We start from the raw sequence: 23,936 nt of genomic DNA, 5'->3' as shown, positions 1-23,936 counted from the left end.
ATCTTGAAATTAGGTTAGCCTTACTTTACCATCCCCTCAGTTGTCCGTCCGAGTCGAGGGGAAGTCATGTCCACCCTGCCGAAGCAATCCGGCCGCATCCGTCGTATGTGGCCGGTCGCCGGCCGGCTGACCGCGGCGCTCGCCGTGGCCGCGCTGGCCCTCACCGCGTGCGGCGGTGACCCGGCCGCGACCCCCGCGCCCGGCGGTTCCGCAGCTCCGGGCGCAGCGTTCCCCGTCACCGTGTCGCACAAGTACGGCGACACCGTCATCGACAAGGCCCCGGCCCGCGTGGTCACCCTCGGGCTCAGCGACCAGGACCCGGTGCTGGCGCTGGGCGTCGTGCCGGTCGGCGCCATCGATTGGTTCGGCGAGCGCCCCTACGGCAAGTGGCCCTGGGCGCAGCCGCTGTGGGGCGGCAAGGCCCCCGAGGTCGTCGGCGAGCGCGACGACTACAACCTGGAGAAGATCGCGGCCCTGAACCCCGACCTGATCATCGGCATGTACTCCGGGATGAGCCAGGAGCAGTACACCAAGCTCACCCAGATCGCGCCGACCGTCGCGCAGGTCAAGGGCTACGACGACTACAGCGCGCCGTGGCAGGAGATGACCATGCACGCCGGCCGGGCGCTCGGGCAGTCCGCCAAGGCCGCACAGCTCATCGCCGCCATCGACCAGCGGCTGGCCGAGCTGAAGGCCAAGAACCCGCAGTTCGCGGGCAAGACCGTCGCGGTCGTCGAGCCGTACGAGCCGGGAAAGTACGCCGTGTTCGCCCCCAGCGACCCGAAGGTCGTGCTGCTGACCCAGCTCGGCTTCACCGTGCCGGAGGCCATCGTCAAGGCCGCGGGCAGTGAGTACGCCGCCGAGATCGGCTCCGAGCGGCTCGACCTGATCGATGTGGACAAGCTCGTCTTCCTCACCGCGGACAAGTCCACCGAGACGACCGTGAAGGCCGACAAGGTCTACACCACGCTCAAGGTCGCCAAGGAGAACCGGGCGGTGTTCCTGCCCTACGAGACGCCGCCGCTGGGCGCCGCCCTGTCCTTCGGCACCGTGCTGAGCATCCCGTACGCCCTGGACCAGCTCGTCCCGCTGCTCGGCTGAGCCTGCCCCACCGCCACCACCACCGCGCCACCCGTACCGCCCCCCGAAAGGTGTCTCCTCGTGACCGAGACCGTGTCCCAGCCCGTATCGGACTCCGAGCTGCACCGCATCCTCGTGGCGTGGAACGACACCGCCTGCGGGCAACCGCCCGCGACCTGGCCGGAGCTGTTCGCCGGCCAGGTCGCGGCGCGGCGTGACGCGATCGCGCTGGTGTACGAGCAGACCAGCCTCACCTACGGCCAGCTCGACGCGGCCGCGAACCGGCTCGCGCACGCGCTGATCACCCGTGGCGCGGGCCCGGAGCGGGTGGTCGGCCTGTGCCTGCCCCGCTCCGCGGAGATGATCGTCGCGCAGGTGGCCGTGCTCAAGACCGGCGCGGCGTACCTGCCGCTCGACCCCGACTACCCGGCCGAGCGCATCGCGTACATGGTGGACGATGCTCGCCCGGTGTGCCTCGTCACGACGACCGACCTCGCCGATGTGCTGCCTGGGCAGGCCGGTCCGGCGGACGCCTCGCTGACGGGGACCGACCCGGCCGAGGCCACCTGCGCGCCTGCCACGCGCGCGGACAACCCGGTGGCCGTGTCGGTGCTGGTGCTCGACGCCGCCGAGACCCGCGCCGAACTGGCGACGTCGCCGGAGACAGGGCCGTCCGATGCCGACCGTGGCGGGCCGTTGAGCCCGCTCGGCGCGGCATACGTGATCTACACCTCCGGCTCGACGGGGCGGCCCAAGGGTGTCGTCGTGTCGCACGCCGGAGTGGTGAAGCTGCTGGCCACGGCCACCGAGCGGCTCGGCGTCGGGCCGGACGGCCGGGTGCTGCAGTTCGCGTCGCCGAGCTTCGACGTGGCGTTCTTCGACCTGTGCCTGGGGCTGCTCACCGGGGCGCGGCTGGTCGTGGTGCCCGCCGAGCGGCGGGTGCCGGGGCCGGAGCTGACCGAGTACGCCCGCGCCCACGGCATCACCTTCATGATCCTTCCCCCGGCGCTGCTGGCGGCCCTGCCCGAGGACTGCGACCTGCCCGAGGGCGCGACGCTGCTGGCGGGCACCGAACGGATCTCGACCGCGCTGGTCGCGCGCTTCGCCCGCGGCCGGCAGATGTTCAACGCGTACGGCCCCACCGAGGCGACCGTGAACTCGACGCTGGGCCTCTGCGATCCGGACATGGACCCGCTGGCCAGCGTGCCGATCGGCGGGCCCGATCCGGGCACCCGCTGCTACGTGCTCGACGCGGAACTGCGCCCGGTGCCCGTCGGCGAACTCGGCGAGCTGTACCTCGGCGGCCCCGGCCTGGCCCGCGGCTACCTCAACCGGCCCGGCCTGACCGCGACCCGGTTCGTCGCCGACCCGTTCGGCGCGCCCGGCGAGCGCCTCTACCGCACCGGGGACCTGGTGCGCTGGCTGCCCGACGGGCGGCTGGACTTCACCGGCCGCACCGACGACCAGGTGAAGATCCGCGGGTACCGGGTCGAGCTGGGCGAGGTCGAGTCCGTGCTGCTGCAGCACGAGAGCGTCGGGCAGGCCGTGGCCGTGGTCCGGCAGGACCGGCCCGGCGACACCAGGCTCGTGGCGTACGTGGTCGCCCGCGACGGGCAGGTCGCCGTGCCGGCCGAGGTGCGGGCGCACACCCAGGCCTTCCTGCCCGAGCACATGGTGCCGGCGGCCGTGGTGGTGCTGGACCGGCTGCCCGTGACGACGAGCGGCAAGCTGGACCGGGCCGCGCTGCCCGCGCCCGACTTCACCGCGCTGACCGGCGGGCAGGCCGCCCGCGACGCCCGCGAGCAGCTGCTGTGCGACCTGTACGGCCAGGTGCTCGGCCTGACCGGGGTCGGGGTCGACGACGACTTCTTCGCCCTCGGCGGCGACAGCATCGTCTCCATCCAGCTGGTCATCGCGGCCCGCCGCGCCGGGCTGACCGTCACGCCCCGGCAGGTGTTCGAGCAGCGCACCGTCGCCCGGCTGGCCCTGGTCGCGGTCGCCGCCGACCCGGCCCGCGCGGACGACCCCCTGGCCGGGGTCGGCGACCTGCCGCTGACCCCGATCATGTCGTGGCTGGACGGCTGCGGCGGCGACATCGACGCGTTCAGCCAGTGGCTCGCCGTACGCGTCCCGGCGGGCGCGACCCGCGACACCCTGGCCGCCGCGCTGCAGGCCGTCACCGACCGCCACGACGTGCTGCGCTCCCGCCTGCACCGCGCTGCCCCGGGCCGTGCCGGTCGGCTCACCGTCGCCGCGCCCGGTGCCGTCGCGGCAGCGGAACACCTCCACCGCGTCGACCTGACCACTGCGCCCGGCGAGCAGTCCGGCGTTTCGGAACGCATCGACCAGGCCGCCGCCGAAGCCGGGCAGCGGCTCGATCCGACCGGCGGCGTCATGTTCCAGGCCGTGTGGCTCGACGCGGGACCCGACCGTCCCGGGTACCTGCTCGTCATGCTGCACCACCTGATCGTGGACGGGGTGACCTGGCGCATCCTGCTGCCCGACCTCGCTGCCGCGTACGCCGACGCCGCCGCGGGCCGGCTGCCCCGTCTCGCACCGGTCGGCACCCCGCTGAGTTCCTGGGCGCAGCAGCTCGCGGCCGCCGCCGAGCACCCCGACCGGCTCGCCGAACTGGACCTGTGGACCGGCCTGCTCACCGGCGACGACCCGGCCCTGTCGCACCGCGCCCTCGACCCCGTCGCCGACCTGGCCTCGGTGCGCCACCTCACGCTGCACCTGCCCGCCGCGGCGACCGCGCCGCTGCTGACCACGGTGCCCGCCGCCTGGCACGCCGGCGTCAACGACGTGCTGCTCACCGCGCTCGCGACGGCCGTCAACCGGTGGCGGGAAAGCCGCGGCATGGCGACCCCGCCCGTGCTGGTCGCGCTGGAAGGTCACGGGCGTGAGGAGGAGATCGTGCCCGGTGCGGACCTGTCCCGCACCCTCGGCTGGTTCACCAGCGTCTTCCCGGTGCGCCTCGACCTCGGCCCCGACCCGGACGACCTCGGTGCGGCGCTCAAGCACGTCAAGGAGCGGCTGCGCGCCCTGCCCGACCACGGCGTCGGGTACGGCCTGCTGCGCCACGTCAACCCGGAGACCGCGCCGCTGCTGGCCGCGCTGCCGCAGCCGCAGATCAGCTTCAACTACCTGGGCCGCTTCGGCGTCGACGAGCAGGGCGACTTCACCGCGCTGCCCGGCGTCGGCATGCTGGCCGGCGGCTACGACGCGGCGATGCCGGTCGCGCCGTACACGCTGGAGGTCAACGCGTTCGCGCAGGAGGGCCCGGACGGGCCTGCGCTCGGGGTGACCTGGGCGTTCCCGGCGGACCTGCTCGGCGAGGACGCGGTGCGCGAGCTGGCCGAGGGCTGGTTCGCCGCGCTCGGCGAGCTGGCCGAGGCCGCCGCCGCGCCGGGCGCGGGCGGGCACACCCCGTCGGACTTCCCGCTGGTCGAGCTGTGCCAGGCCGACGTGGACGCGCTCGCGGCCCTGGTGCCGGGGCTCGACGACGTGCTGCCGCAGTCGCCGCTGCAGGAGGGGCTGCTGTTCCACGCGTACACCGGGGACGGCAGCTACCAGGTGCAGCAGGTCGTGGAGCTGCACGGGCCGGTCGACCCGGATGCGGTCCGCCGGGCCGTGGACACGATCGTGGCCCGGCACGCGCCGCTGCGCGCGTCGTTCCACGAACTGGCCGACGGGCGGCTCGTGCAGGCGGTCTCCGCGACGGCGACCGCGCCGTGGCGGCAGGTGGACCTGTCCCGGATGGACGCCGGATCGTCGGCGGAGCTGTACGCGCAGATCCTCGCCGACGAGAAGGCGGCCGTGTTCGACCCGGCCGTCGCGCCGCTGGTGCGCCACCTGCTCGTCGACCACGGCGACGACCGGCACACGCTGGTGTTCACGCACCACCACATCGTCACCGACGGCTGGTCGGCCACCGTCGCGCTGCGCGAGCTGACGGCGCTGTACGCCACCGGCGACGTCGCGGTCCGGCTGCCCGCCGTGACGCCGTACCGCGAGCACCTGCGCCGCCTGGCGACCCGTGATCACGCGGCGGCCGAGCACGCGTGGCGTGCGGCGCTGTCCGGCGTGGACGGTCCGACGCTGCTCGGGACGCCGGCCGCCGACGCCTCCGATGACGTCGAGCAGGTGACGGTGGCCGTGCCGGACGGCACCGGGGCACGGCTGTCCGCCGCCGCGCGGGCCTACGGCATGACCGCGAGCACCCTGCTGTACGGCGTCTGGGGCCTGCTCCTGGGCCGGCTGACCGGCCGCCGGGACGTGCTGTTCGGCAGCACCGTGTCCGGCCGCGACGGTGACACCCCCGGGGTCGAGTCGATGATCGGCCTGTTCATCAACACCGTCCCGGTCCGGGTCAGCTGGGCGCCGTACGAGCCGGTGCGGGAGATCCTGGCCCGGCTCGCGCGGGCGCAGACCGGGCTGCTGGACCACCAGCACCTCGGCCTGACCGCGATCACCCGGCTCGCGGGCGGCGGCGAGCTGTTCGACAGCCTCGTCAGCGTCGAGAACCTGCCCGCCGGCGGCGACCTGCGCGACGGCTCCGGCACGGTCCGCGTCGCGGGCGTGTCCTACCGCGAGGCCACCCACTACCCGGTCAGCCTGCTCGCCACCCCCGGCGACGAGCTGTCCCTGGTCATCGAGCACGACCCGGCCCGGCTGGACGCGGCGATCCTGGCCCGGCTGCGCGCCGGGCTGCCCGCGCTGCTCGACGCCGTGCTCGACACGCCGGACCTGCCCGCGGGCGCGGTCGACCTCGGCGACGCCCCCGCGCCGCTACGCGGCGAATCCACCGCCGATCCGCAGCACGGCGTTCCCGCCTCCGCGACGCAGCAGGGCGTTCGCGTTTCTGCGTCGCTGCACGGCGAGCGCGGTCCTGACCCGGTGCACGGCGAGCCTGGCGTGGGCGGAAACGGTCTGGCCTGGCTCGTCGCCGCGCAGGCCGCCCGCACCCCGGACGCGACCGCCGTCATCGCGGCCGACGAGCAGCTCAGCTACGCCTCCCTGACCGCCCGCGCCGCCGCGCTGGCGGTGCGGCTGGCCGCCCGGGGCGCCGGGCCGGAACACGTCGTCGCGGTCGCGCTGCCGCGCTCGGCCCGCCAGGTCACCGCCATGCTCGGCGTGCTGTACAGCGGGGCCGCGTACCTGCCCGTCGACCCCGCGTCGCCGAACCTCGACGCGGTGCTCGCCGACGCCGGGGTCGCCACCGTCGTCACGACCCCGGACCTGCTCGCCCGCCTGCCCCGCCGGGCCGGGCTGTCCTACGTGCTCGCCGGGACCGACGAGGCCGTCGGCGCGCCCGCGGCCGTGGACCCCGAGCACCCCGCGTACGTCATCTACACCTCCGGCTCGACCGGGCGGCCCAAGGGCGTGCTGGTCACGCACCGGGCGATCGGCAACCAGCTGGACTGGTCGCAGCGCACCTTCGGGCTGCGCGCAGCCGACCGGATGCTGCAGCTCGCCCCGGCCACGTTCGACACCTCCGTATGGGAACTGTTCTGGCCGCTGATCGCCGGCGCCGCCGTGGTGCTGCCGGAGCCCGGCGCGCAGCACGACCCGGCCGAACTGGCCGCGCTCATGCGGGCGCACCGGGTCAGCGCCGCCACGTTCGTGCCGTCCATGGTGGAGGCGTTCCTGCTCGCCGACGGCGTGCTCGCGGACCGCTCGTGGGCCCGCGACCTGCGCTGGGTCTCCTGCGGCGGCGAGGCGCTGACCGGTGACCTGGCCCGGCGCTGGGAGTCGGCGACCGGCACCCGACTGGACAACTTCTACGGCCCGACCGAGACCGCCGTGCAGGTCACCTGGTGGCCCAACGACGGGCAGCACGGCCCGGCCGTGCCGATCGGCGGCCCCGTCGCGGACACCGGCCTGCACGTGCTCGACGACTGCCTGCGTCCGGTGCCCGCCGGCGTGCCCGGTGAGCTGTACGTCTCCGGCGCGCAGCTGGCCCGCGGCTACCTCGGCCGCGCCGCGCTGACCGCGTCGCGCTTCGTCGCCGACCCGGCCGGCGCGCCCGGCGAGCGCATGTACCGCACCGGCGACCTCGTCGTCCGCGCCGCCGACGGCACGCTCACCTACCTGGCCCGCACCGACCACGAGATCAAGATCCGGGGTGTCCGCATCGACCCGGCCGACGTCGAGTCGTGGCTGCTCGGCCGCCCCGACGTCGTACAGGCGGCGGTGATCGCCCGCACCGACGGCCCCGGCGCGGTCCAGCTCGTCGCCTACGCGGTCCCCGCCGCCGGCCACGTGCTCGACCCGGCCGCGCTCCGCGAGGCGGCCACGGCCGCGCTGCCCCCGGCCCTGGTCCCGGCCGTGTTCGTCGCCCTCGACGCCCTCCCGCGCACCTCCAGCGGCAAACTCGACCGCGCCGCCCTGCCCGCCCCCCGCGATGATCGTCCGACGTGCCAGGCATGTGGGCGAAAGCACGGCCAAGATACGCACGAGTGCCAGGCAAATCGGACGATCACGGGCGAGGCCGTGACCGGGCCGGTGGCGGTGCTGCGCGAGATCGTCGGGGTGGTGCTCGGGGTCGCGGCGGTCGGGCCGGATGACGACTTCTTCGCCCTCGGCGGGGACAGCATCCTGTCCATCGGCGTGTCCAGCCGCGCCCGGCGCGCGGGGCTGCCGATCAGCCCGCGTGACGTGCTCGCCGCCCGCACCCCGCGCCGCCTGGCCGACCTCGCCGCAGCCGAAGGTGCTTCGCCGTCGCGCCACATCGAAAACGATGTGGCCACATCAGAAAAGATGTCGACGCCCACCGAGATGTCCGCTGCTGCTGCGGGGACATGGACCGTCGGCGACGCGCCGGGTGGGGCGGTGCCGGACGGAGCCATGCCCGCGGGGGCTGCGGCGGGGGCCGGTCCGGTCGGTGCCGGATCGACCGGCGCGGCGTCGGCCGTCGTCGCGGCCGGGGCAGCGGGGAACGCGGGCGACGGGGTCGGGGACGTGCCGCTGCTGCCGATCGTGCACTGGCTGCGCGACACCGGCGCGGCGATCGACCGCTTCACGATGCCGATGCTGCTGGTCACCCCCGCCGGGGCCGATGAGCGGTCCATCGCCGCGACGCTGCAGACGGTGCTCGACCATCACGACGGCCTGCGCCTGCGCCTGCAGCGCATCGCGTCGGTGCTGTGGACCCTGCGCACCGAGCCGACCGGCGGACTCGCCGCCGCCGACCTGCTGGTGCGGGTGGACGTGTCGGGTGTGGACGACGCCGCGATGCCGGGGCTGCTGGCCGAACATGCCAGCGAGGCGACCGCGCTGCTCGACCCCGACACGGGCAGCGTGCTGCGTGCCGTCTGGTTCGACGCCGGCGACCGGCCGGGCCGCCTGCTGCTGGCCGTGCACCACCTGGCCGTCGACGGCGTGTCCTGGCGCATCCTGTTCGAGGACCTCGCCGCCGCCTGGCAGGCGGCCACCGTCGGTGCCGTCCCGGTGCTGCCGCCTGTCGACACGTCACTGCGCAGGTTCGCGCAGGCCGTCACGGCCCAGTCGCAGCTGCCACCACGCCTGTCCGAGCTGGAGCACTGGGCGAAGACCGCGGCCGCTGGCGCTGATCTGCTGCAGGGAGCGATCCTGCCCACCCACGCGGCGACCGGCGCCGCCTCGCCCACCGGCGGTGTCACCGTCGGCGGGTCCGCGAAGTCCGGCACCGGGGTCGCCAGCCGGATCACCACGCTGCCGGTCGACGTGACCGCGGCGGTGCTGGCGGCGGTGCCCGCGCTGGGCGGGGAGATCACCGACGGGCTGCTGGCCGCGCTGGCGACCGCGGTCCGCGGCTGGCACGAGCGCCACGGCCGGGCCGCCGGGGAACTGCTCGTGGATGTGGAGCGCCACGGCCGTGAGCAGCTGGAACCGGAGCTGGACCTGTCGCGTACCGTCGGCTGGTTCACCAGCGTGCAGCCCGTCCGGCTGCCGGTCGCGGACACCGACCTGGTCGCGCTGATCGCGGCCGTCGGCGAGCGGGTGCGGGCGGTGCCCGACGGCGGCATCGGCCATGGCATGCTGCGCCACCTCAACGCGCAGACCGCGCCGCTGCTGGCCCGCCTCGCGACGCCGCAGGTGCTGTTCAACTACTTCGGCCGCTTCCCCGCCGCGACCGGGGCGGCGTGGACGCCCGCACCGGAGTCCGCCGCGATCACCCCGGTCAACGGCGGCCTGCCCGCGACCCACCTGCTGCAACTCGACATCGTCGCGGCCGAGGGCCCGCACGGCACCACCCTGACCACCACCTGGACCTGGCCGTCCGGCCAGCTCACCACCACCGACCTCGACGACCTCGCCGACCTCTGGCACGAAGCCCTGACCACCCTCGCCAACGCCGTCACCGCAACCCCGGTCGCTGACGATCTGCAGTTTCCCGGAAACAGCAGCACTGCCGAGGCGCGAAGGGCCGGTTTCCCCGAAATTGCATGCGGGCCGCTGCTGGTGTTGACCGAGGACGAGCTGGCGCGGCTGGCGGAGGTGAGCCCCGGGCCGGTGTCGGACGTGTGGCCGCTGTCGCCGCTGCAGGAGGGGCTGTTCTTCCACGCCAGCTACGACACCGCGACGCTGGACGTCTACACCGGACAGGACGCGTTCGACCTCGGCTACCGCGTCGACGTGGCGCGGTTGCGGCGGGCCGGGCGGGTGCTGCTGGCGCGGAACACGGCGATGCGGGCCGGGTTCACCAGCGAGGGCCTGTCCCGGCCGGCGCAGTTCGTCGCCGACGGGCTGGACCTGCCGCTGACCGAGGCCGACCTGTCGGAGCTGGACGAGGCGCAGGCCGCGGCGCGTACCGCGGAACTGATGGCCGCCGACCGGGTCGCCCGGTTCGACCTGGCCCGGCCGCCGCTGTGCCGGATGCTGCTGATCCGGATGCCGAGCGGTCGCGACCGCCTCGTCGTCACGCACCACCTGATCCTGTGGGACGGCTGGTCCGAGGAGCTGTTCGTCGAGCAGCTGTTCACCCTGTACGAGCGGGACGGCGACGCGACCGGGCTGCCCGTGCCGGGCTCCTACCGCGATCACCTGGCCTGGCTCGGCGTGCAGGACGAGCAGGAGGCCGCCGCCGCGTGGCGCGGGGCGCTGGCGGGGCTGGCCGAGCCGACGCTGATCGGTCCGGCGGACCGGACCCCGGCCCCGGCCGTGCCGCAGCGGGTCGAGGCCCGCATGCCCGAGGATGTCAGCGACCGGGTGCGCCGGGCGGCACGCGAGTACGGACTGACCCTGAACACGGTGCTGACCACGGCCTGGGGTCTGACCCTGGGCGCGCTGACCGGCCGCCCGGACGCGGTGTTCGGCATGACGGTCGCCGGACGGCACAGCGAGGTCGACGGGGTCGAGGACGTGATCGGCCTGTTCCTGAACACGGTCGCGATGCGGATCGCGCCGCGGGCGGGCGAGCGGGTCGGCGACCTGCTGCGCCGGGTGCAGGAGCAGCGCCTGGCGCTGATGCCGTACGACCATGTCGGGCTGGGGCAGGTGCAGCGCGACAGCGGGCACGCGACCCTGTTCGACACCCTGTACGTGCTGCAGAACTTCGTGGACGAGGACGGCAGCGCCGACCTGCGGGCCCGGCACGGCATCGAGGCCGTGGACGGCGTCGACGCCACGCACTACCCGCTGACGCTGGTGGTGACGCCGCAGCGGGCGATCCGGGTCGCGCTGGACCACCGGCCCGACATCGTGGACGGGCCGACCGCGCAGGCGGTGCTGGACCGGCTGCTGGCCGTGCTGGACCGGCTGGTGTCCGACGTGGACGCGCCGGTGCGGGAGCTGGATCTGCTGCTGCCCGGCGAGCGCGCCGCGCGGACCGCCGAGTGGGCCCGGACCGGGCACGACATCGGCGAGCTGACCGTCGCCGACCTGCTCGCCGAGCAGGCGGCCCGGACGCCGGACGTGACCGCGCTGGTCGACGGGGCGCTGACGCTGACGTACGCCGAGTTCGACGCGCGGATCAACCGGATGGCGCGGCTGCTGCTGGCCCGGGGCGCGGGCCCGGAGACGGTGGTGGGCCTGGCCCTGCCGCGCACCGTGGACATGGTGGTGGCGCTGTTCGCGGTGCTGCGCACGGGTGCGGCGTACCTCCCGCTGGAGCTGGACCTGCCCGCCGAGCGCCTCGGCTTCATGATCGAGGACACCGCGCCGATGTGCGTGCTCAGCACGGCGGCGGTGGCCGGCCGGCTGCCCGGTGGCCTGACGAACCTGGTGCTGCTGGACGACGCGGACGTCCGCGCCGAGCTGGCCGAGTACGGCGGCGGGGACCTGGCCGACGCGGAGCGGCCGCTGTTCGCGCCGGGAGTGGCGGGGCGGCTGGACCACCCCGCGTACCTGATCTTCACGTCGGGCTCGACGGGCCGCCCGAAGGGCGTCGTCACGGCATACCGCGGCTTGACGAACATGCAGCTCAACCACCGGGAGGCCATCTTCAACCCGGTGATCGAGGCCGCCGGTGGACGCCGCCTCAAGGTCGCGCACACCGTGTCGTTCGCGTTCGACATGTCCTGGGAGGAGCTGCTCTGGCTCGTCGAGGGCCACGAGGTGCACGTCTGCGACGAGCAGCTGCGCCGCGACGCGCCCGCGCTGGTCGCGTACTGCGACCGGCACGGCGTCGACGTCGTCAACGTGACCCCGACGTACGCCCAGCACCTCATCGAGGAGGGGCTGCTGGCCGAGGGGCCGGGCCGGCATCGGCCGCCGCTGGTGCTGCTCGGCGGGGAGGCCGTCTCCGACGCGGTCTGGGCCGCGCTGCGCGACACCCCCGGCACCCTGGGCTACAACCTGTACGGGCCGACCGAGTACACCATCAACACCCTCGGCGGCGGCACCCTGGACAGCGACACCCCGACCGTCGGCGCGCCGATCTGGAACACCCGCGCGTACGTGCTCGACGCGATGCTGCGCGAGGTGCCGCCCGGCTCGCCGGGCGAGCTCTACGTCGCGGGCATCGGCCTGGCCCGGGGCTACCACCTGCGCCCGGACCTGACCGCGGAACGGTTCGTCGCCGACCCGTTCGGCGCGCCCGGCGAGCGCATGTACCGCACCGGTGACCTGGTGCGCCGCCGGGCCGACGGGAACATCGACTTCCTCGGCCGCACCGACGACCAGGTGAAGATCCGCGGGTACCGGGTCGAGCTGGGCGAGATCGAGTCGGCCCTGGGCACCCACCCGGCCGTCGCGCACGCGGCGGTGATCGTGGACAGTTCCGGCGACGGGGCGAAGCGGCTGGCCGGCTACGTCGTACGCGGCCCCGGCTGGGCCGGCCCCGACGAGGCGGTCCTGCCCGCGCTGCGCGAGCACCTCAAGCGCACCCTGCCCGACTACATGGTGCCCGCGGCGCTGACGGCCGTGGACCGGCTGCCGCTGACCGTCAACGGCAAGCTCGACGTACGCGCCCTGCCCAAGGCGACCGTGCTCACCGGCGCGGCGAGCCGTCCCCCGGCGACCCCGGCGGAGGAGACGCTGTGCGACCTGTTCGCGCAGCTGCTGGGCGTGCCTGCGGTCGGCGTGGACGACAGCTTCTTCGAACTGGGCGGCCACTCGCTGCTGGCGATCCGCCTGGTCAGCCGGGCCCGCACCGCGCTCGGGGCGCAACTGTCCATCCGGGACCTGTTCGAGGCCCCGACTGTGGCGCAGCTCGCCGCCCGGATCGACCCGGCGGCGTCCACCGAGCGGGCCGAGCTGGTCGCCCGCCCCCGCGAGGGAGAGCTGCCGCTGTCGGCGGCCCAGCAGCGGCTGTGGCTGCTGGAGCAGCTCGCGGGACCGTCGGCGGCATACAACTTCCCGCTGGTCGTCCGCCTGCGCGGCCCACTGGACCGGGCCGCCCTGCACGACGCCCTGCACGACGTGGTGACCCGACACGAGTCCCTGCGCACCGTGTTCACAGCGGTCGAAGGCCGCCCGTCGCAGCACATCCTGCCCGCCGACCAGGCCCGCCCGGTGCTCGACCTCGTCACGGCGGCCGACCTCGCGTGGCGGCCAGGCCTGCCCGCCACCGACGCGGACAACGGCGGGACCGTCCCGGCGCGGTCAGCGGTGCCCGGTGGCGCTCAGCCTGCGGTGCTGAAGAGCAGCGCCGAGCGTGATCGGGCGCAGGCCGCGCCGACCGTGGCGCAGGCGATCGATGAGGCGCTGGCGCGTCCGTTCGACCTGGCGAGCGAGCTTCCTGTGCGTGGCACGCTGATCGAGGCCGGGCCGGACGAGCACGTGCTGGCGCTGCTGCTGCACCACGTCGCGACCGACGAGTGGTCCGACGGGCCGTTCCTGCGCGACCTGGCCGCGGCCTACGAGGCACGCCTGGCCGGGCACGCCCCGTCGTGGCAGCCGCTGGCGGTGCAGTACGCCGACTACACGCTCTGGCAACGCGACCTGCTCGGCGACCCGGCCGACCCGGACGGTCTCGCCGCGCGGCAGCTCGCGTACTGGACGAAGGCCCTGGCCGGCGTACCGGAGGAGCTGGCGCTGCCGACCGACCGGGCCCGCCCGGCGACCCCGGATGCCCGTGGCGGCTCGGTCACGCTGACCCTGCCCGCCGCGACCGGCGCCCGCCTGCGCGAGCTGGCGTCGGCGTCCGGGGCGAGCATGTTCATGACCGCGCACGCGCTGGCCGCGACGCTGCTGCACCGGCTCGGCGCGGGCGACGACATCCCGCTCGGCGCGCCGATCGCGGGCCGTGGCGAGGAGGGCCTGGACGACCTGGTCGGGTTCTTCGTCAACACGCTGGTGCTGCGCACCGACCTGTCCGGGTCGCCGTCCTTCACCGAGCTGCTGGCCCGGGTGCGGGAGACCGACCTGGCCGCGTTCGCGAACGCCGACGTGCCGTTCGACGCGGTCGTGGAGGCGGTCAACCCGGCCCGCTCGCCTGGCCGCAACCCGCTGTTCCAGGTCATGGTCGTGCACCGCAACCACGCGGAGGACTGGGCGGGACTGTCCGGCCTGGACTGCTCCGACGAGCCGCTGGAGACCACCACGGCCCGGTTCGACCTGGTCGTCGAGGTGCTCGAGAGCGCTGGTGACGAGCTGGAGTGCCTGCTGACGTACCGCAGCGCGCTGTTCGACCGGGCCACGGTCGAGCTGCTCGGGCGGCGGCTGGCGCGGCTGGCCGACGCGGTCTGCGCCGAGCCCGACCGGCCGCTGGCCGACCTGGACCTGCTCGTCGAGGGCGAGCTGGACCAGGTGCTGCGCGGGTTCAACGCGACCGCGCGGCCGGTGGCGGAGCTGACCCTGCCCGAGGCGTTCGCGCTGCGGGTGGCGCGGGCTCCCGAGGCCGTCGCCGTCATCGACGGGGAGCGCGAGGTGTCCTACGTGGAGCTCGCCGCGTGCGCCGGGCGGCTCGCGCGGGTCCTGGCCCATCAGGGCGTACGCCCCGAGAGCGTGGTCGGGGTCGCCGTGCCCCGCTCGCTGGAGACCATCGTGACCGTGCTCGCCGTCAACCGGCTGGGCGCCGCGTTCCTGCCCCTGGACCTCAACCACCCGGCCGACCGCCTCGCGTACATGATCGAGGACTCGGGGGCGGTGCTCGTGGTGACCACGGGCAAGGCCAAGGGCCTGCTGCCGGAGACGGCCGCGCCGGTGCTGGTGCTCGACGACGTCACCGACGCGACGCCGGTGCGCCCGGTGCTGCCCGCGCCGACGGGCCTGGACCACGCGGCGTACGTCATCTACACCTCCGGCTCGACCGGCCGCCCCAAGGGCGTGACGGTGTCGCACGAGGGCATCGGCAGCCTGGTCGAGACCGCCGTCGACCCCATGGGCGTCACCGCGGACAGCCGGGTGCTGCAGTTCGCCTCGATCGGCTTCGACGTGTTCGCGTTCGAGGTGTCGATGGCGCTGTGCACGGGGGCCGCGCTGGTCATCACCCCCGACGAGGCCCGTACGCCGGGCGCGGCGCTGTCCGAGCTGCTGTACGCGCACGGGGTCACCCACGCGATCCTGCCGCCGTCGCTGGTGTCCATCCTGCCGCCCGACGCCGACCTGCCCGAGGGCCTGTGCGTGCTCGTCGGCACCGAGACCGTGCCCGCCGGCCTGATCAACCGCTGGGCCGGCCACCTGAAGCTGTTCGCCGCGTACGGCCTCACCGAGGCCACGGTCAACTCGACCCTGTGGCGGGCCACGCCCGGCTGGGACGCGCCCGTGCCGATCGGCCGCCCCGACCCGAACACGGTGACGTACATCCTCGACGAGCGGCTGCGGCCGGTGCCCGTCGGTGTCGTCGGTGAGCTGTACGTCGGCGGCCGTGGCCTGGCCCGCGGCTACCTCGGCAAGCCGGGCCTGTCGGCGCAGCGCTTCGTCGCCGACCCGTTCGCCGGGCCGGGGACACGCATGTACCGCACCGGCGACCGGGCCCGCTGGAAGGCCGACGGCGACATCGACTTCCTGGGCCGCTCCGACAACCAGGTGAAGATCCGCGGCTTCCGGATCGAACCGGGCGAGATCGAGGCGGTGCTCGCCGGGCACGAGACCGTACGCCAGGCCGCCGTGGTCGCCGACCGCACCGGCGACACGACCAGGCTCGTGGCGTACGTGTCCCCGGACGGCCCCGCCGACCCGGCGGCACTGCGCGCGCACATCGGCGCGGTACTGCCCGAGTACATGGTGCCGTCGCTGGTCGTCGTGCTCGACGGGCCGCTGCCGGTCAACCCGAACGGCAAGGTGGACCGCAAGGCGCTGCCCGCGCCGGACTGGGGCTCGCTGGCCGGCGACGCCAAGCCCGCCACCGCCCGGCAGCGCCAGCTCGCGGAGCTGTTCGCGGAGGTCCTCGGCCTGCCCGAGGTCGGCGTGCACGACAACTTCTTCCACCTGGGCGGCCACTCCATGGCCTCGATGCGCCTGATCGGCCGGGTCCGCACCGCGCTCGGCGCGGACCTCGCGATCCGCGACGTCTTCGACGCCCCGACCGTCGCGGAACTCGCCGACCGCCTCGACCGTGCCGCCGCGGGCGACCGCCCGCAGCTCGTCCGCACCGCCTCGGCTGACCGGGCAGCTCGGGTCGCGGCGCAGCATGACGACGGGCAGAGTCCGACCGGTGAACCGGCCGACCGGCTCGCGCCGGTGCAACTGCACCCGTGGCGGCTGCACCGGGCCGTGGACCGGCCCGGCTGGGACATCGCGTTCGCGGTGCCCGCGTCCGACCTGGACGTCGTCGCCCTGGACGAGGCCCTGCGCGACGTGATCACCCGGCATCAGCCGCTGCACACGGTCGCCGGGACCGACGGCACGCCGCGCAGCGTGCTGGGGGAGCGGGTGCTCGAACCGGTCGCCGACGACGGCACGCCGCTGGCGCGGCGCCTCGACGCGCTGGCCCGGGAGACGATCGACCTGGCCGAGCAGCCGCCGCTGCGGGCGCGCCTGGTCATCGGCGCCGACGAGCACGGCACGCCGCAGCGAACGCTGCTGCTCACCACGCACCACCTGGGCGTGGACGAGTGGTCGGTGGTCCCGCTGCTGCGCGACCTGGCCACCGCCTACGCGGCACGGGGCAACGGGCTCGCGCCCGTGTGGGAGCCGCTCCCGGTCGGCTACGCCGACTACACGCGGTGGGCGTACACCCTGCTCGGCGACCCGGAAGACCCGGCGAGCCGGCACGCGCGGCAGCTCGCGTACTGGAGCCGGACCCTGGCGGACCTGCCCGACCTGGACCTGCCCGCCGACCGCGCCCGCGACGGGGCCGTCTCGCGGCGGGGCGAGACGGTCGAGTTCCTGCTCGACGCCGGCCTGCACCGCGGCGTCGACGAGCTGGCCCGGCGCACCGGCACCAGCATGTTCATGGTGGTGCAGGCCGCGTTCGCGACCCTGCTCACCGGGTACGGCTGCGGCACCGACCTGCCGATCGGCAGCCTCGTCGCGGGCCGCACCGAGGAGGCGCTGACCGACCTGGCCGGCTGCTTCTACAACACCGTCGTCATGCGCACCGACACCTCCGGCGACCCGGCGTTCAGCACGCTGCTCGACCGGGTCCGGGCCGCCGACCTGGCCGCCCTCGACCACCAGGACGTGCCGTTCGCCGTGGTGCTCGACGCCGTCACGCCGGGGCTGGACGGGCCGCGGGTCATGGTGGTGCACCACGAGGAGGCCCGCCTCGGCGACGGCGTGCTGCGCTTCGACCAGATCCCGACCGGCACGGTACGGGCCGAGCTGACCGTCAGCTTCTACGAGCCCGCCGGGGACGCCCCGGTGCACGTGGAGCTGGAGTACGCCACGGCCCGCTTCGACCGGCCCACCGCCCAGCGGATCGCCGCCGACCTGGTGGAAGTGCTCACCGCCGCGGTGGCACGCCCCGAGCTGACCCTGTCCGGGCTCGTCCCGGCGACCGCTGTCCCGCCGGCCCCGGCCGGCACCGATGTTCAGGAGAAGTCATGACCAACCCGTTCGAAGACGCCGACGGCCGCTACCTCGTGCTCGTCAACGACGAGGACCAGCACTCGCTGTGGCCCGCCTTCGCGGCCGTCCCGGCGGGCTGGCGCACCGTGTTCGGCGAGGACACCCGCGAGGCGTGCCTCGCCTACGTCGAGGCCAACTGGACCGACCTGCGCCCGCGCAGCCTGCGCGAGCGCATGCAGGCAGCCGCGGCCTGACCGGAGTGCCGGGTGGCCGCCGCCGGGGCGGCCACCCGCGTGCTTGAATCGGGTGATGGACCTCGCTGAGCTGCGCGGGCTGCTCGACCGCCACGCCCGGCCCGACATGAGCACCGCCATCGACGGCGTCCTGATCTCGAAGGTCGACCGGCGGGAACAGCCGTCGCCGTCGATGACCGGCAGCGTCCTGGCCCTGATCGCGCAGGGCGCGAAACGCATCGCGCTCGGCGACCGGGTGTACGAGTACCGCGCGGGGCAGTACCTCGTCGCCTCGGTGGACCTGCCGGTCACCGGCCACTTCACCAAGGCCAGCCCGCAGCAGCCGGCGCTGGGCTTCGGCCTCGTCCTGCACCCGGCGACGGTGGCCGAGCTGCTGCTGCAGGCCGCCCCCGGCGACGTCCCGCCCGGCGGCACGGGCGCTCCGTCGGCGCTGGCCGTCAGCGACGCCCCGGACGAGCTGGTGGACGCGGTGGTCCGGCTGGTGCGCCTGCTCGACCGGCCCCGCGACGCCGCCGTGCTCGCGCCGCTGATCAAGCGGGAGATCCTGTGGCGGCTCATCACCGGCGAGCAGGGCGGCGTCGTACGCCAGCTCGGCCTGGCCGACAGCAGCCTGACCCACATCGCCCGCGCGGTCCGGTGGATCCGCGAGCACTACGCGCAGGCGTTCCGGGTCGAGGACGTGGCGCAGCGGGCCGGGATGAGCGTGTCGGCGTTCTACCGCAATTTCCAGGCGGTGACCGCGATGAGCCCGATCCAGTTCCAGAAGCAGATCCGGCTGCAGGAGGCCCGGTTGCTGCTGGCCACCCACCCCAACGACGTCACCGGTGTCGGCAGCCGGGTCGGCTACGACAGCGCGTCGCAGTTCAGCCGGGAGTACCGGCGCCAGTTCGGCGCGCCGCCCAGCCAGGACGCGGCCCGGCTGCGCGACACGACCGGGGCCGGTCAGAGGTTGTAGCCGCCGGCGACCTCGATGTTCTGCGCGGTCACCCAGCGGCCCTCGTCGCCGAGCAGCGCGGCGATCAGCGTGCCGATGTCGTCGGGTTCGCCCAGCCGGCCCAGCGCGGTCCGCGCGGTGATCGCGGCGACGGCCTCGGCGTGCTGGTCCCAGTCGGCGATGGCGGTGCGGGTGGGGCCGGGCGAGACGGCGTTGACCCGGATGCCGCGTACGCTCAGCTCCTTGGCCAGGTAGCGGGTCAGCACGAGCAGGCCGCCCTTCATCGACGCGTACGCCGAGTAGCCGGGCTCCATTCCGGACAGCAGCGCCGAGTTGCTGGCCACGTTGACGATCGCGCCGCCGTCGGCCAGCCGGGGCAGCAGCGTCTGGGTGAGGAAGTACGGTCCCTTGAGCAGCACCCGCATGAACCAGTCGAACAGCTCCTCGCTGGTGTCCTCGAACAGCGCCAACCGGCCGAAGCCCGCGTTGTTGACCAGGTAGTCGAACGTGTCCCGGCCCCACGTGTCGCGCAGTGCGGCGACGACCGAGGCGTGGAAGGCGGGGAAGGCTGAGCTGTCGCCCACATCCAGCGGCAGCGCGACGGCCGTGCCGCCCTCCTTCTCGACGGCCGTGACCGTGTTCCGCGCCCCGGACGGGTTGCCGTGGTAGGTCAGGATGACGCCCGTGCCGCGCTTGGCGAGCTGGACTGCCGTGCTCTGCCCGATGCCGGAGCTGGCGCCGGTGACGATGGCGATCTGCATGGTTCCGCCTGATTCTTCACGGAGCACTCTCGCACCCCTGGGATATCGACGTCCCCAGCAAATCACCGTGAGCAGGGCAGACGTTAGAACCAAACTCCCGTGCTCTTGCCTGATCCTACTGCTGCGAGCAGCCCAGCGAGCAGCTCGCGGGTGTGTGGCTCGTCCAGGACCTCGCTGATCCAGGCGGCCGAGTCGGCGCGGTGCCGGTTCCGGGCCTCGGGGTGCAGCCAGTCCGTGGCCGCGATCTCGGTGATGTGGCCGAGCTGCGCGATCAGCATCGAGAAGTGCCCGCGCCGGTCGAGCGTCCCCGGGCCGCCCGCCTGCCGGTACGCGTCGACCAGCGCGCGGGCCCGGCCCGGGTCGGTGCGCCCGAACTCGAACACGACGCAGGCCAGCTCGTGGCTCGGGTCGGCCGGGCCGCTGTTCTCCCAGTCGATCACACACACGCCGCCGTCGGCGGTGCCCAGCAGGTTGGCGGCCCACAGGTCGCGGTGGCACGTCTGCACCGCGTCCGCAGGTTCGAGCCACGACTCCAGCGCCACCAGCTCGTCGCGCAGCCCGGCCAGCCGCCCGGCGAACGGGGCCCCGGCGGCGGCCAGCTCCCGCACCAGCTCGTCCCACCGTTCGGGGCCGAGCGGTTCGCGATACCACGGATCGACCGGCCCCGCCCCGGCCGCCGGAACCCGGTGTACGGCGGCCACCACCGTGCCCACCAGCTCCGGATCGAGGCCGGTGTCGGTGCCCTTGAGGTCCACCCACTCGTACACCCGGACCGGGGTCTGTCCGATGAGGGCGAACACGGTGCCGGCCACGGTCCGGCGCACCTGCGGGGTCGGCACCCCGGCCGCGTACGCCGCCTCGTGGAACACCGTCGCGGCGTGCGCCTCGTCCTCGTCGGCCGGGTGGAACAGCGTCTTCACCGCCCAGCGTCCAGTCGAGGTCTCCAGCCGCCAGATCGCTCCCTGGCGGCCGTTCGCGACCGGACCGTCCGACAGCTTCGCGCCCGCACCGAGGCCGAACCGGGCGGAGATCTCCTTGGCGTCCACCGGTCCACTTCAGCACACCGCGGCGCGGCCTGGCAGGATGATCTCCATGACTGGGCGCGCGGTACTGGTGACAGGAGCTTCTCGGGGCATCGGAAAGGCTGTGGCGCAGGCGTTCGCCGACAGCGGCGACCGGGTCGCGATCCACTGCCGCGAATCGGTGTCCGCCGCTGAGCGGCTGCGGGACGCGCTGCCCGGCAGCGGACACGTGGTGGTGCGGGCCGACCTGGCCGACCCCGCCGCGGTCCAGACCATGGTCGACGAGGCGGCGGCGGCGCTCGGCGGGCTGGACGTGCTCGTCAACAACGCGGGGGGTTCACCCCGCACCCGATCTTCGAAACCTCCTATGCGGACTGGCAGCAGCAGTGGCGGGCCACCCTCGACACGAACCTGGTCGGCGCGGCCAACGCGATCTGGTGCGCCGCCCGGCACATGCGCGAACGCGGCGGGCGCATCGTCAACGTCTCCTCGCGCGGGGCGTTCCGCGGCGAACCCGGCCAGGTCGCGTACGGCGCGAGCAAGGCCGGGCTGAACTCGCTGACGCAGTCGCTGGCGGTGGCGCTGGCCCCGTACGGCATCGCGGTCGCCGCGGTCGCGCCGGGATTCGTCGAGACGGACATGGTCAGCGAGCACCTCAACTCCGACCGGGCCGACGCGATCCGGCAGCAGAGCCCGTTCGGCCGGGTCGCGCAGCCGGAGGAGGTCGCCGCGGCCGTGCACTGGCTGGCCTCGCCGCAGGCCGAGTGGGCCTCGGGCACGATCATCGACCTGAACGGCGCGTCGTACCTGCGTACCTGATCCACCGACTTGCCCGGCACCTGTGCGTATCTTGAGTGCGCATTCGCACAGGTGCCGGGCAAGTCGAGCGATCTTGGTCAGGCGAGGGACCGGGCGAGGACGTCGGCCACGGCGACGCGGGCCGGATCGGGGTCGGCCCAGCTCCAGTTCGGGTGGGCCCGGTTGGTGAGCAGGGCCAGCACGAGCCGGCGGCCGGGGTCGACCAGCAGCGACGGCCCGGCGAAGCCGGTGTGGCCGAACGTGCGGGCGCTGCTCAGCCGGCCCATGAACCAGCGCTGGTCGAGCACGACGCCGAGGCCGTGCGCTGAGGTCCGGGTGGGGCGTTCGGGGTCCACGGCGGGTTTGCCGGCGTTGGCGTCGGCCAGCATCTTCCGGACGGTCGCCTCGGCGAGGACGCGCCTCCCCCGGTACACGCCGCCGTCGAGCAGCAGCTGCCCGATCGCGGCGACGTCGGCGGCGCTGGCGAACACGCCCGCGTGCCCGGCGATCCCGCCCAGGTGGTTGGCGACGTCGTCGTGCACGGTGCCGCGCAGCAGGCCCCGCGAGGACCGGGCGTCGGTCGCGACCAGCCGGGTGCGCCGCGCCCCGGCGGACAGCCAGGTGTTCGGCAGGAAGCCGGTGTCGCGCAGCCCGAGCGGCCCGGTGAGGCCGGACTTGAGCGCCTGGTCGAGGCGCTGCCCGGTGACCTTCTCGACGATCTTCCCGGCGACCATGAGGCCGACGCTGGAGTAGCGGAACGTCCGGCCGGGCACCGCGCCGGACACCAGGGGCGCGGCCAGGACCGCCTGCCAGCGGGCCGCGTTGTCGGGCAGGCCGGTGACCTTCGCGCCGACGGGCAGGCCGCTGGTGTGCGTGAGCAGCATGGCGACGGTGACCGCGCCCTTGCCCGCGCCGGTGAACCCGGGCAGGTACTCGGCGACCGGCGCGTCCAGCGCGACCCTGCCCTTGTCGACCTGCTGCAGCAGCAGGATCGCGGTGTAGACCTTGGTGACCGAGGCCAGGTCGAAGATCGAGTCGGGGCGCATCGGCACCCGGCGCGCGGCGGGCAGCAGCGTGGGCCCGGCGTCGTAGCGCAGCGCCTCGCCGACCGCGGTGTGCACGGTGGCCTTGCCGTCGACCAGCACGAGCGCGACCGCGCCCGGGAAGCCGTCGTGCCGCAGGGTCTGCGCGCCGTCCGGCAGGTGGCGGCGCAGGGCCTTGGTGACGTCGGCCGCGTACGCGGCCTGGCCGGGCGGACTAGGCGAAGGCGACGGGGTGGGACTCGGCGTCGGCGGTGCGCTGGTGGCGGGCGTGGCGTCGGGCGCCACCCAGGCGGGGCTGCGGTTCGCCGCGGACTCACCGCATCCGGTGACGGCCGCGCCCACCGCGGCCAGACCGGCCCCCAGCAGCGTACGGCGAGCGACGACCATCAAGCGATGATGGCACCGCGGTACGGAACGCGCCATTCGCCCGATCGAGCGACGCTACGGGGCTGCCGCCGTCACCGCGGCAACGGGATGTACAGGCAGGCCCCGGTGGACGCCTGCCGTCCCCCGGACGACGGCCGCGAGATCCTGATCTTCACAGTGTCCTCGATGTCGCCGAGCGGCACCGTGAGCACCCGCCGGTGGCTGCCCCGGGGCACGGCGACCGTGCCGGACCCGGGTGGGGTGAGCGGGGCGAGCAGCGCGGTCAGGCCCCGCAGCCGCAGCGGCGAACCCGCCGGCTCGGTGGGCGGTCCCACCGCGGGCAGGTACGCGCCGGTGCAGTGCAGGATCCGGTCGTCGTGCACGGTGAGATTCAGCGCCAGCTCGACGATGCGCCCGCCGGAGAGGGCCTGGCCGATCCGGCGCTGCTCGACCCGCAGGGTCAGGCCGAAGCCGCGGACCGGCGCGTCGTCGCCGAGCGTCGCGACGGCCTTGGCGTCGAGACCGGCCCGGACGTTCCCGCCCGGCGGCTGCGCCCACAGCACCGGCCGGGCCCCGTCCGTGCCGGCCAGGGCCGCGGTCTGCACCTCGCTGTACAGGTCGGTCAGCTCCCGCAGGTCCCGTTGCAGGTCGTCGGCGGTCTTGCCCGCCGCGTCGAGGTCGCGCTGCCGGATCAGGTCCCGGTCGGCGGCGCGGGTCAGCCAGTTGGTCACCGAGCTGTCCTGGGCGAACTTCGCCTCGTTCAGCCTCAGCCAGCGGTAGGCGGCCCCGGGGGTGTCGATGGATTCGATGGCCCCCTCCAGCGCCGCCGCCGCCCGGTCGAGCGCCAACGCGGCGTCCACGGGCGCGGCGAGCAGCGCGTCGCACTTGGCGACGGCGTACTCCGCGTTGGCGACCAGGATCGGCACCTCCATCGCCTCGGCCGCGGAGGCCGCGTCGACGAACTGCGTCCGGGCGAGGTGGAGCCGATCGATGCGCAGGGTGGGGCCCAGGTGCGCCTCGGTGAGGTAGCGGTGGCCGCCGGCCATGGCCTTCTTGTAGTCCCTGACGTCGAGTTTCTCGGCCAGTTCCAGCACCTTGAGCAGCACCGGGTCGGTGGGCGAGGCGGTGCGCAGCAGTCCGCCGAGCACGGTGGAGATGACGTCGGCGCCGAGCTTGCGGTCCAGATCCTCGCCCGCGAAAGCAGCCTTGAACAGCACCAACACGGTGCTCAGCACGGTAAGTTCCACCACCCGGTCATCATCGGGCCGGGCCGGTCGGCGCACCACCACCCGGGCGGTTGAAACTTCACGCTGGGCGAGGCGGAGGTCACGGTCCATGATGGACGCTGACTGAGGAGGACG

General features: G+C 74.5%; 9 protein-coding genes and 1 pseudogene. 6 read left to right on the top strand and 4 right to left on the bottom strand.

The window, feature by feature from the left end; genetic code table 11:
* Positions 1-66 precede the first annotated feature (66 nt).
* Genes Cco03nite_RS28645 through Cco03nite_RS28630 form a run of 4 tightly spaced genes read left to right on the top strand, consistent with a single transcriptional unit; the run spans position 67 to position 18,606 of the window.
* Positions 67-1,101 (top strand): iron-siderophore ABC transporter substrate-binding protein, encoded by a 1,035-nt coding sequence (locus Cco03nite_RS28645; protein WP_239167735.1) that lies wholly within the window; start codon positions 67-69, stop codon positions 1,099-1,101.
* A gap of 60 nt (positions 1,102-1,161) precedes the next feature.
* Entirely contained in the window at positions 1,162-17,436 is a 16,275-nt protein-coding gene (locus Cco03nite_RS28640) for a non-ribosomal peptide synthetase (RefSeq protein WP_203695595.1), read from the top strand.
* Positions 17,433-17,651 carry an MbtH family protein gene (locus Cco03nite_RS28635; RefSeq protein ID WP_203695593.1) on the top strand — a complete coding sequence of 73 codons (219 nt, stop codon included), beginning with the start codon at positions 17,433-17,435 and terminating at the stop codon, positions 17,649-17,651. Before Cco03nite_RS28640 ends, Cco03nite_RS28635 begins: the two co-directional genes overlap by 4 nt.
* A gap of 55 nt (positions 17,652-17,706) precedes the next feature.
* Entirely contained in the window at positions 17,707-18,606 is a 900-nt protein-coding gene (locus tag Cco03nite_RS28630) for an AraC family transcriptional regulator (protein WP_203695591.1), read from the top strand.
* Here the strand turns inward: Cco03nite_RS28630 and Cco03nite_RS28625 are convergent.
* Complete coding sequence (locus tag Cco03nite_RS28625) at positions 18,594-19,346, bottom strand: SDR family NAD(P)-dependent oxidoreductase (protein WP_203695589.1); 753 nt, start codon at positions 19,344-19,346, stop codon at positions 18,594-18,596. The two genes, Cco03nite_RS28630 and Cco03nite_RS28625, sit on opposite strands and share 13 nt — an antisense overlap.
* Positions 19,347-19,429: 83 nt before the next feature.
* Positions 19,430-20,392, bottom strand: a complete 963-nt coding sequence (locus tag Cco03nite_RS28620; protein WP_203695587.1) for a phosphotransferase enzyme family protein — start codon at positions 20,390-20,392, stop codon at positions 19,430-19,432.
* Positions 20,393-20,429: 37 nt separating this feature from the next.
* Here Cco03nite_RS28620 and Cco03nite_RS42950 point away from each other — a divergent pair.
* Together Cco03nite_RS42950 and Cco03nite_RS42945 are read left to right on the top strand one after the other, a co-directional pair.
* Positions 20,430-20,657: pseudogene (locus Cco03nite_RS42950) on the top strand (SDR family NAD(P)-dependent oxidoreductase); the annotation flags it as partial.
* A 62-nt stretch (positions 20,658-20,719) separates the two neighbouring features.
* Positions 20,720-21,187 carry an SDR family NAD(P)-dependent oxidoreductase gene (locus Cco03nite_RS42945; protein WP_308440667.1) on the top strand — a complete coding sequence of 156 codons (468 nt, stop codon included), beginning with the start codon at positions 20,720-20,722 and terminating at the stop codon, positions 21,185-21,187.
* Between the two features lie 77 nt (positions 21,188-21,264).
* On the opposite strand, the gene Cco03nite_RS28610 is transcribed toward Cco03nite_RS42945, so the two are convergent.
* Together Cco03nite_RS28610 and Cco03nite_RS28605 are read right to left on the bottom strand one after the other, a co-directional pair.
* Positions 21,265-22,596, bottom strand: coding sequence for a serine hydrolase domain-containing protein (locus tag Cco03nite_RS28610; RefSeq protein ID WP_203695585.1), 1,332 nt, complete (start codon positions 22,594-22,596; stop codon positions 21,265-21,267).
* Positions 22,597-22,667: 71 nt separating this feature from the next.
* Positions 22,668-23,825 (bottom strand): hypothetical protein, encoded by a 1,158-nt coding sequence (locus Cco03nite_RS28605; RefSeq protein ID WP_203695584.1) that lies wholly within the window; start codon positions 23,823-23,825, stop codon positions 22,668-22,670.
* Positions 23,826-23,936: the final 111 nt, after the last annotated feature.

Source organism: Catellatospora coxensis (genome assembly GCF_016862635.1).
GTDB lineage: Bacteria > Actinomycetota > Actinomycetes > Mycobacteriales > Micromonosporaceae > Catellatospora > Catellatospora coxensis.
Note: the sequence above shows the minus strand (reverse complement) of the source record. Positions and strands in the feature narration are given on the sequence as shown.

Bases quoted from the DNA above. Each gene is read 5' to 3' on its own strand.
- Cco03nite_RS28625 (WP_203695589.1), bottom strand. From the start codon at position 19,346: ATGCAGATCGCCATCGTCACCGGCGCCAGCTCCGGCATCGGGCAGAGC.
- Cco03nite_RS28610 (WP_203695585.1), bottom strand. From the start codon at position 22,596: ATGGTCGTCGCTCGCCGTACGCTGCTGGGGGCCGGTCTGGCCGCGGTG.
- Cco03nite_RS28645 (WP_239167735.1), top strand. From the start codon at position 67: ATGTCCACCCTGCCGAAGCAATCCGGCCGCATCCGTCGTATGTGGCCG.
- Cco03nite_RS28635 (WP_203695593.1), top strand. From the start codon at position 17,433: ATGACCAACCCGTTCGAAGACGCCGACGGCCGCTACCTCGTGCTCGTC.
- Cco03nite_RS28630 (WP_203695591.1), top strand. From the start codon at position 17,707: ATGGACCTCGCTGAGCTGCGCGGGCTGCTCGACCGCCACGCCCGGCCC.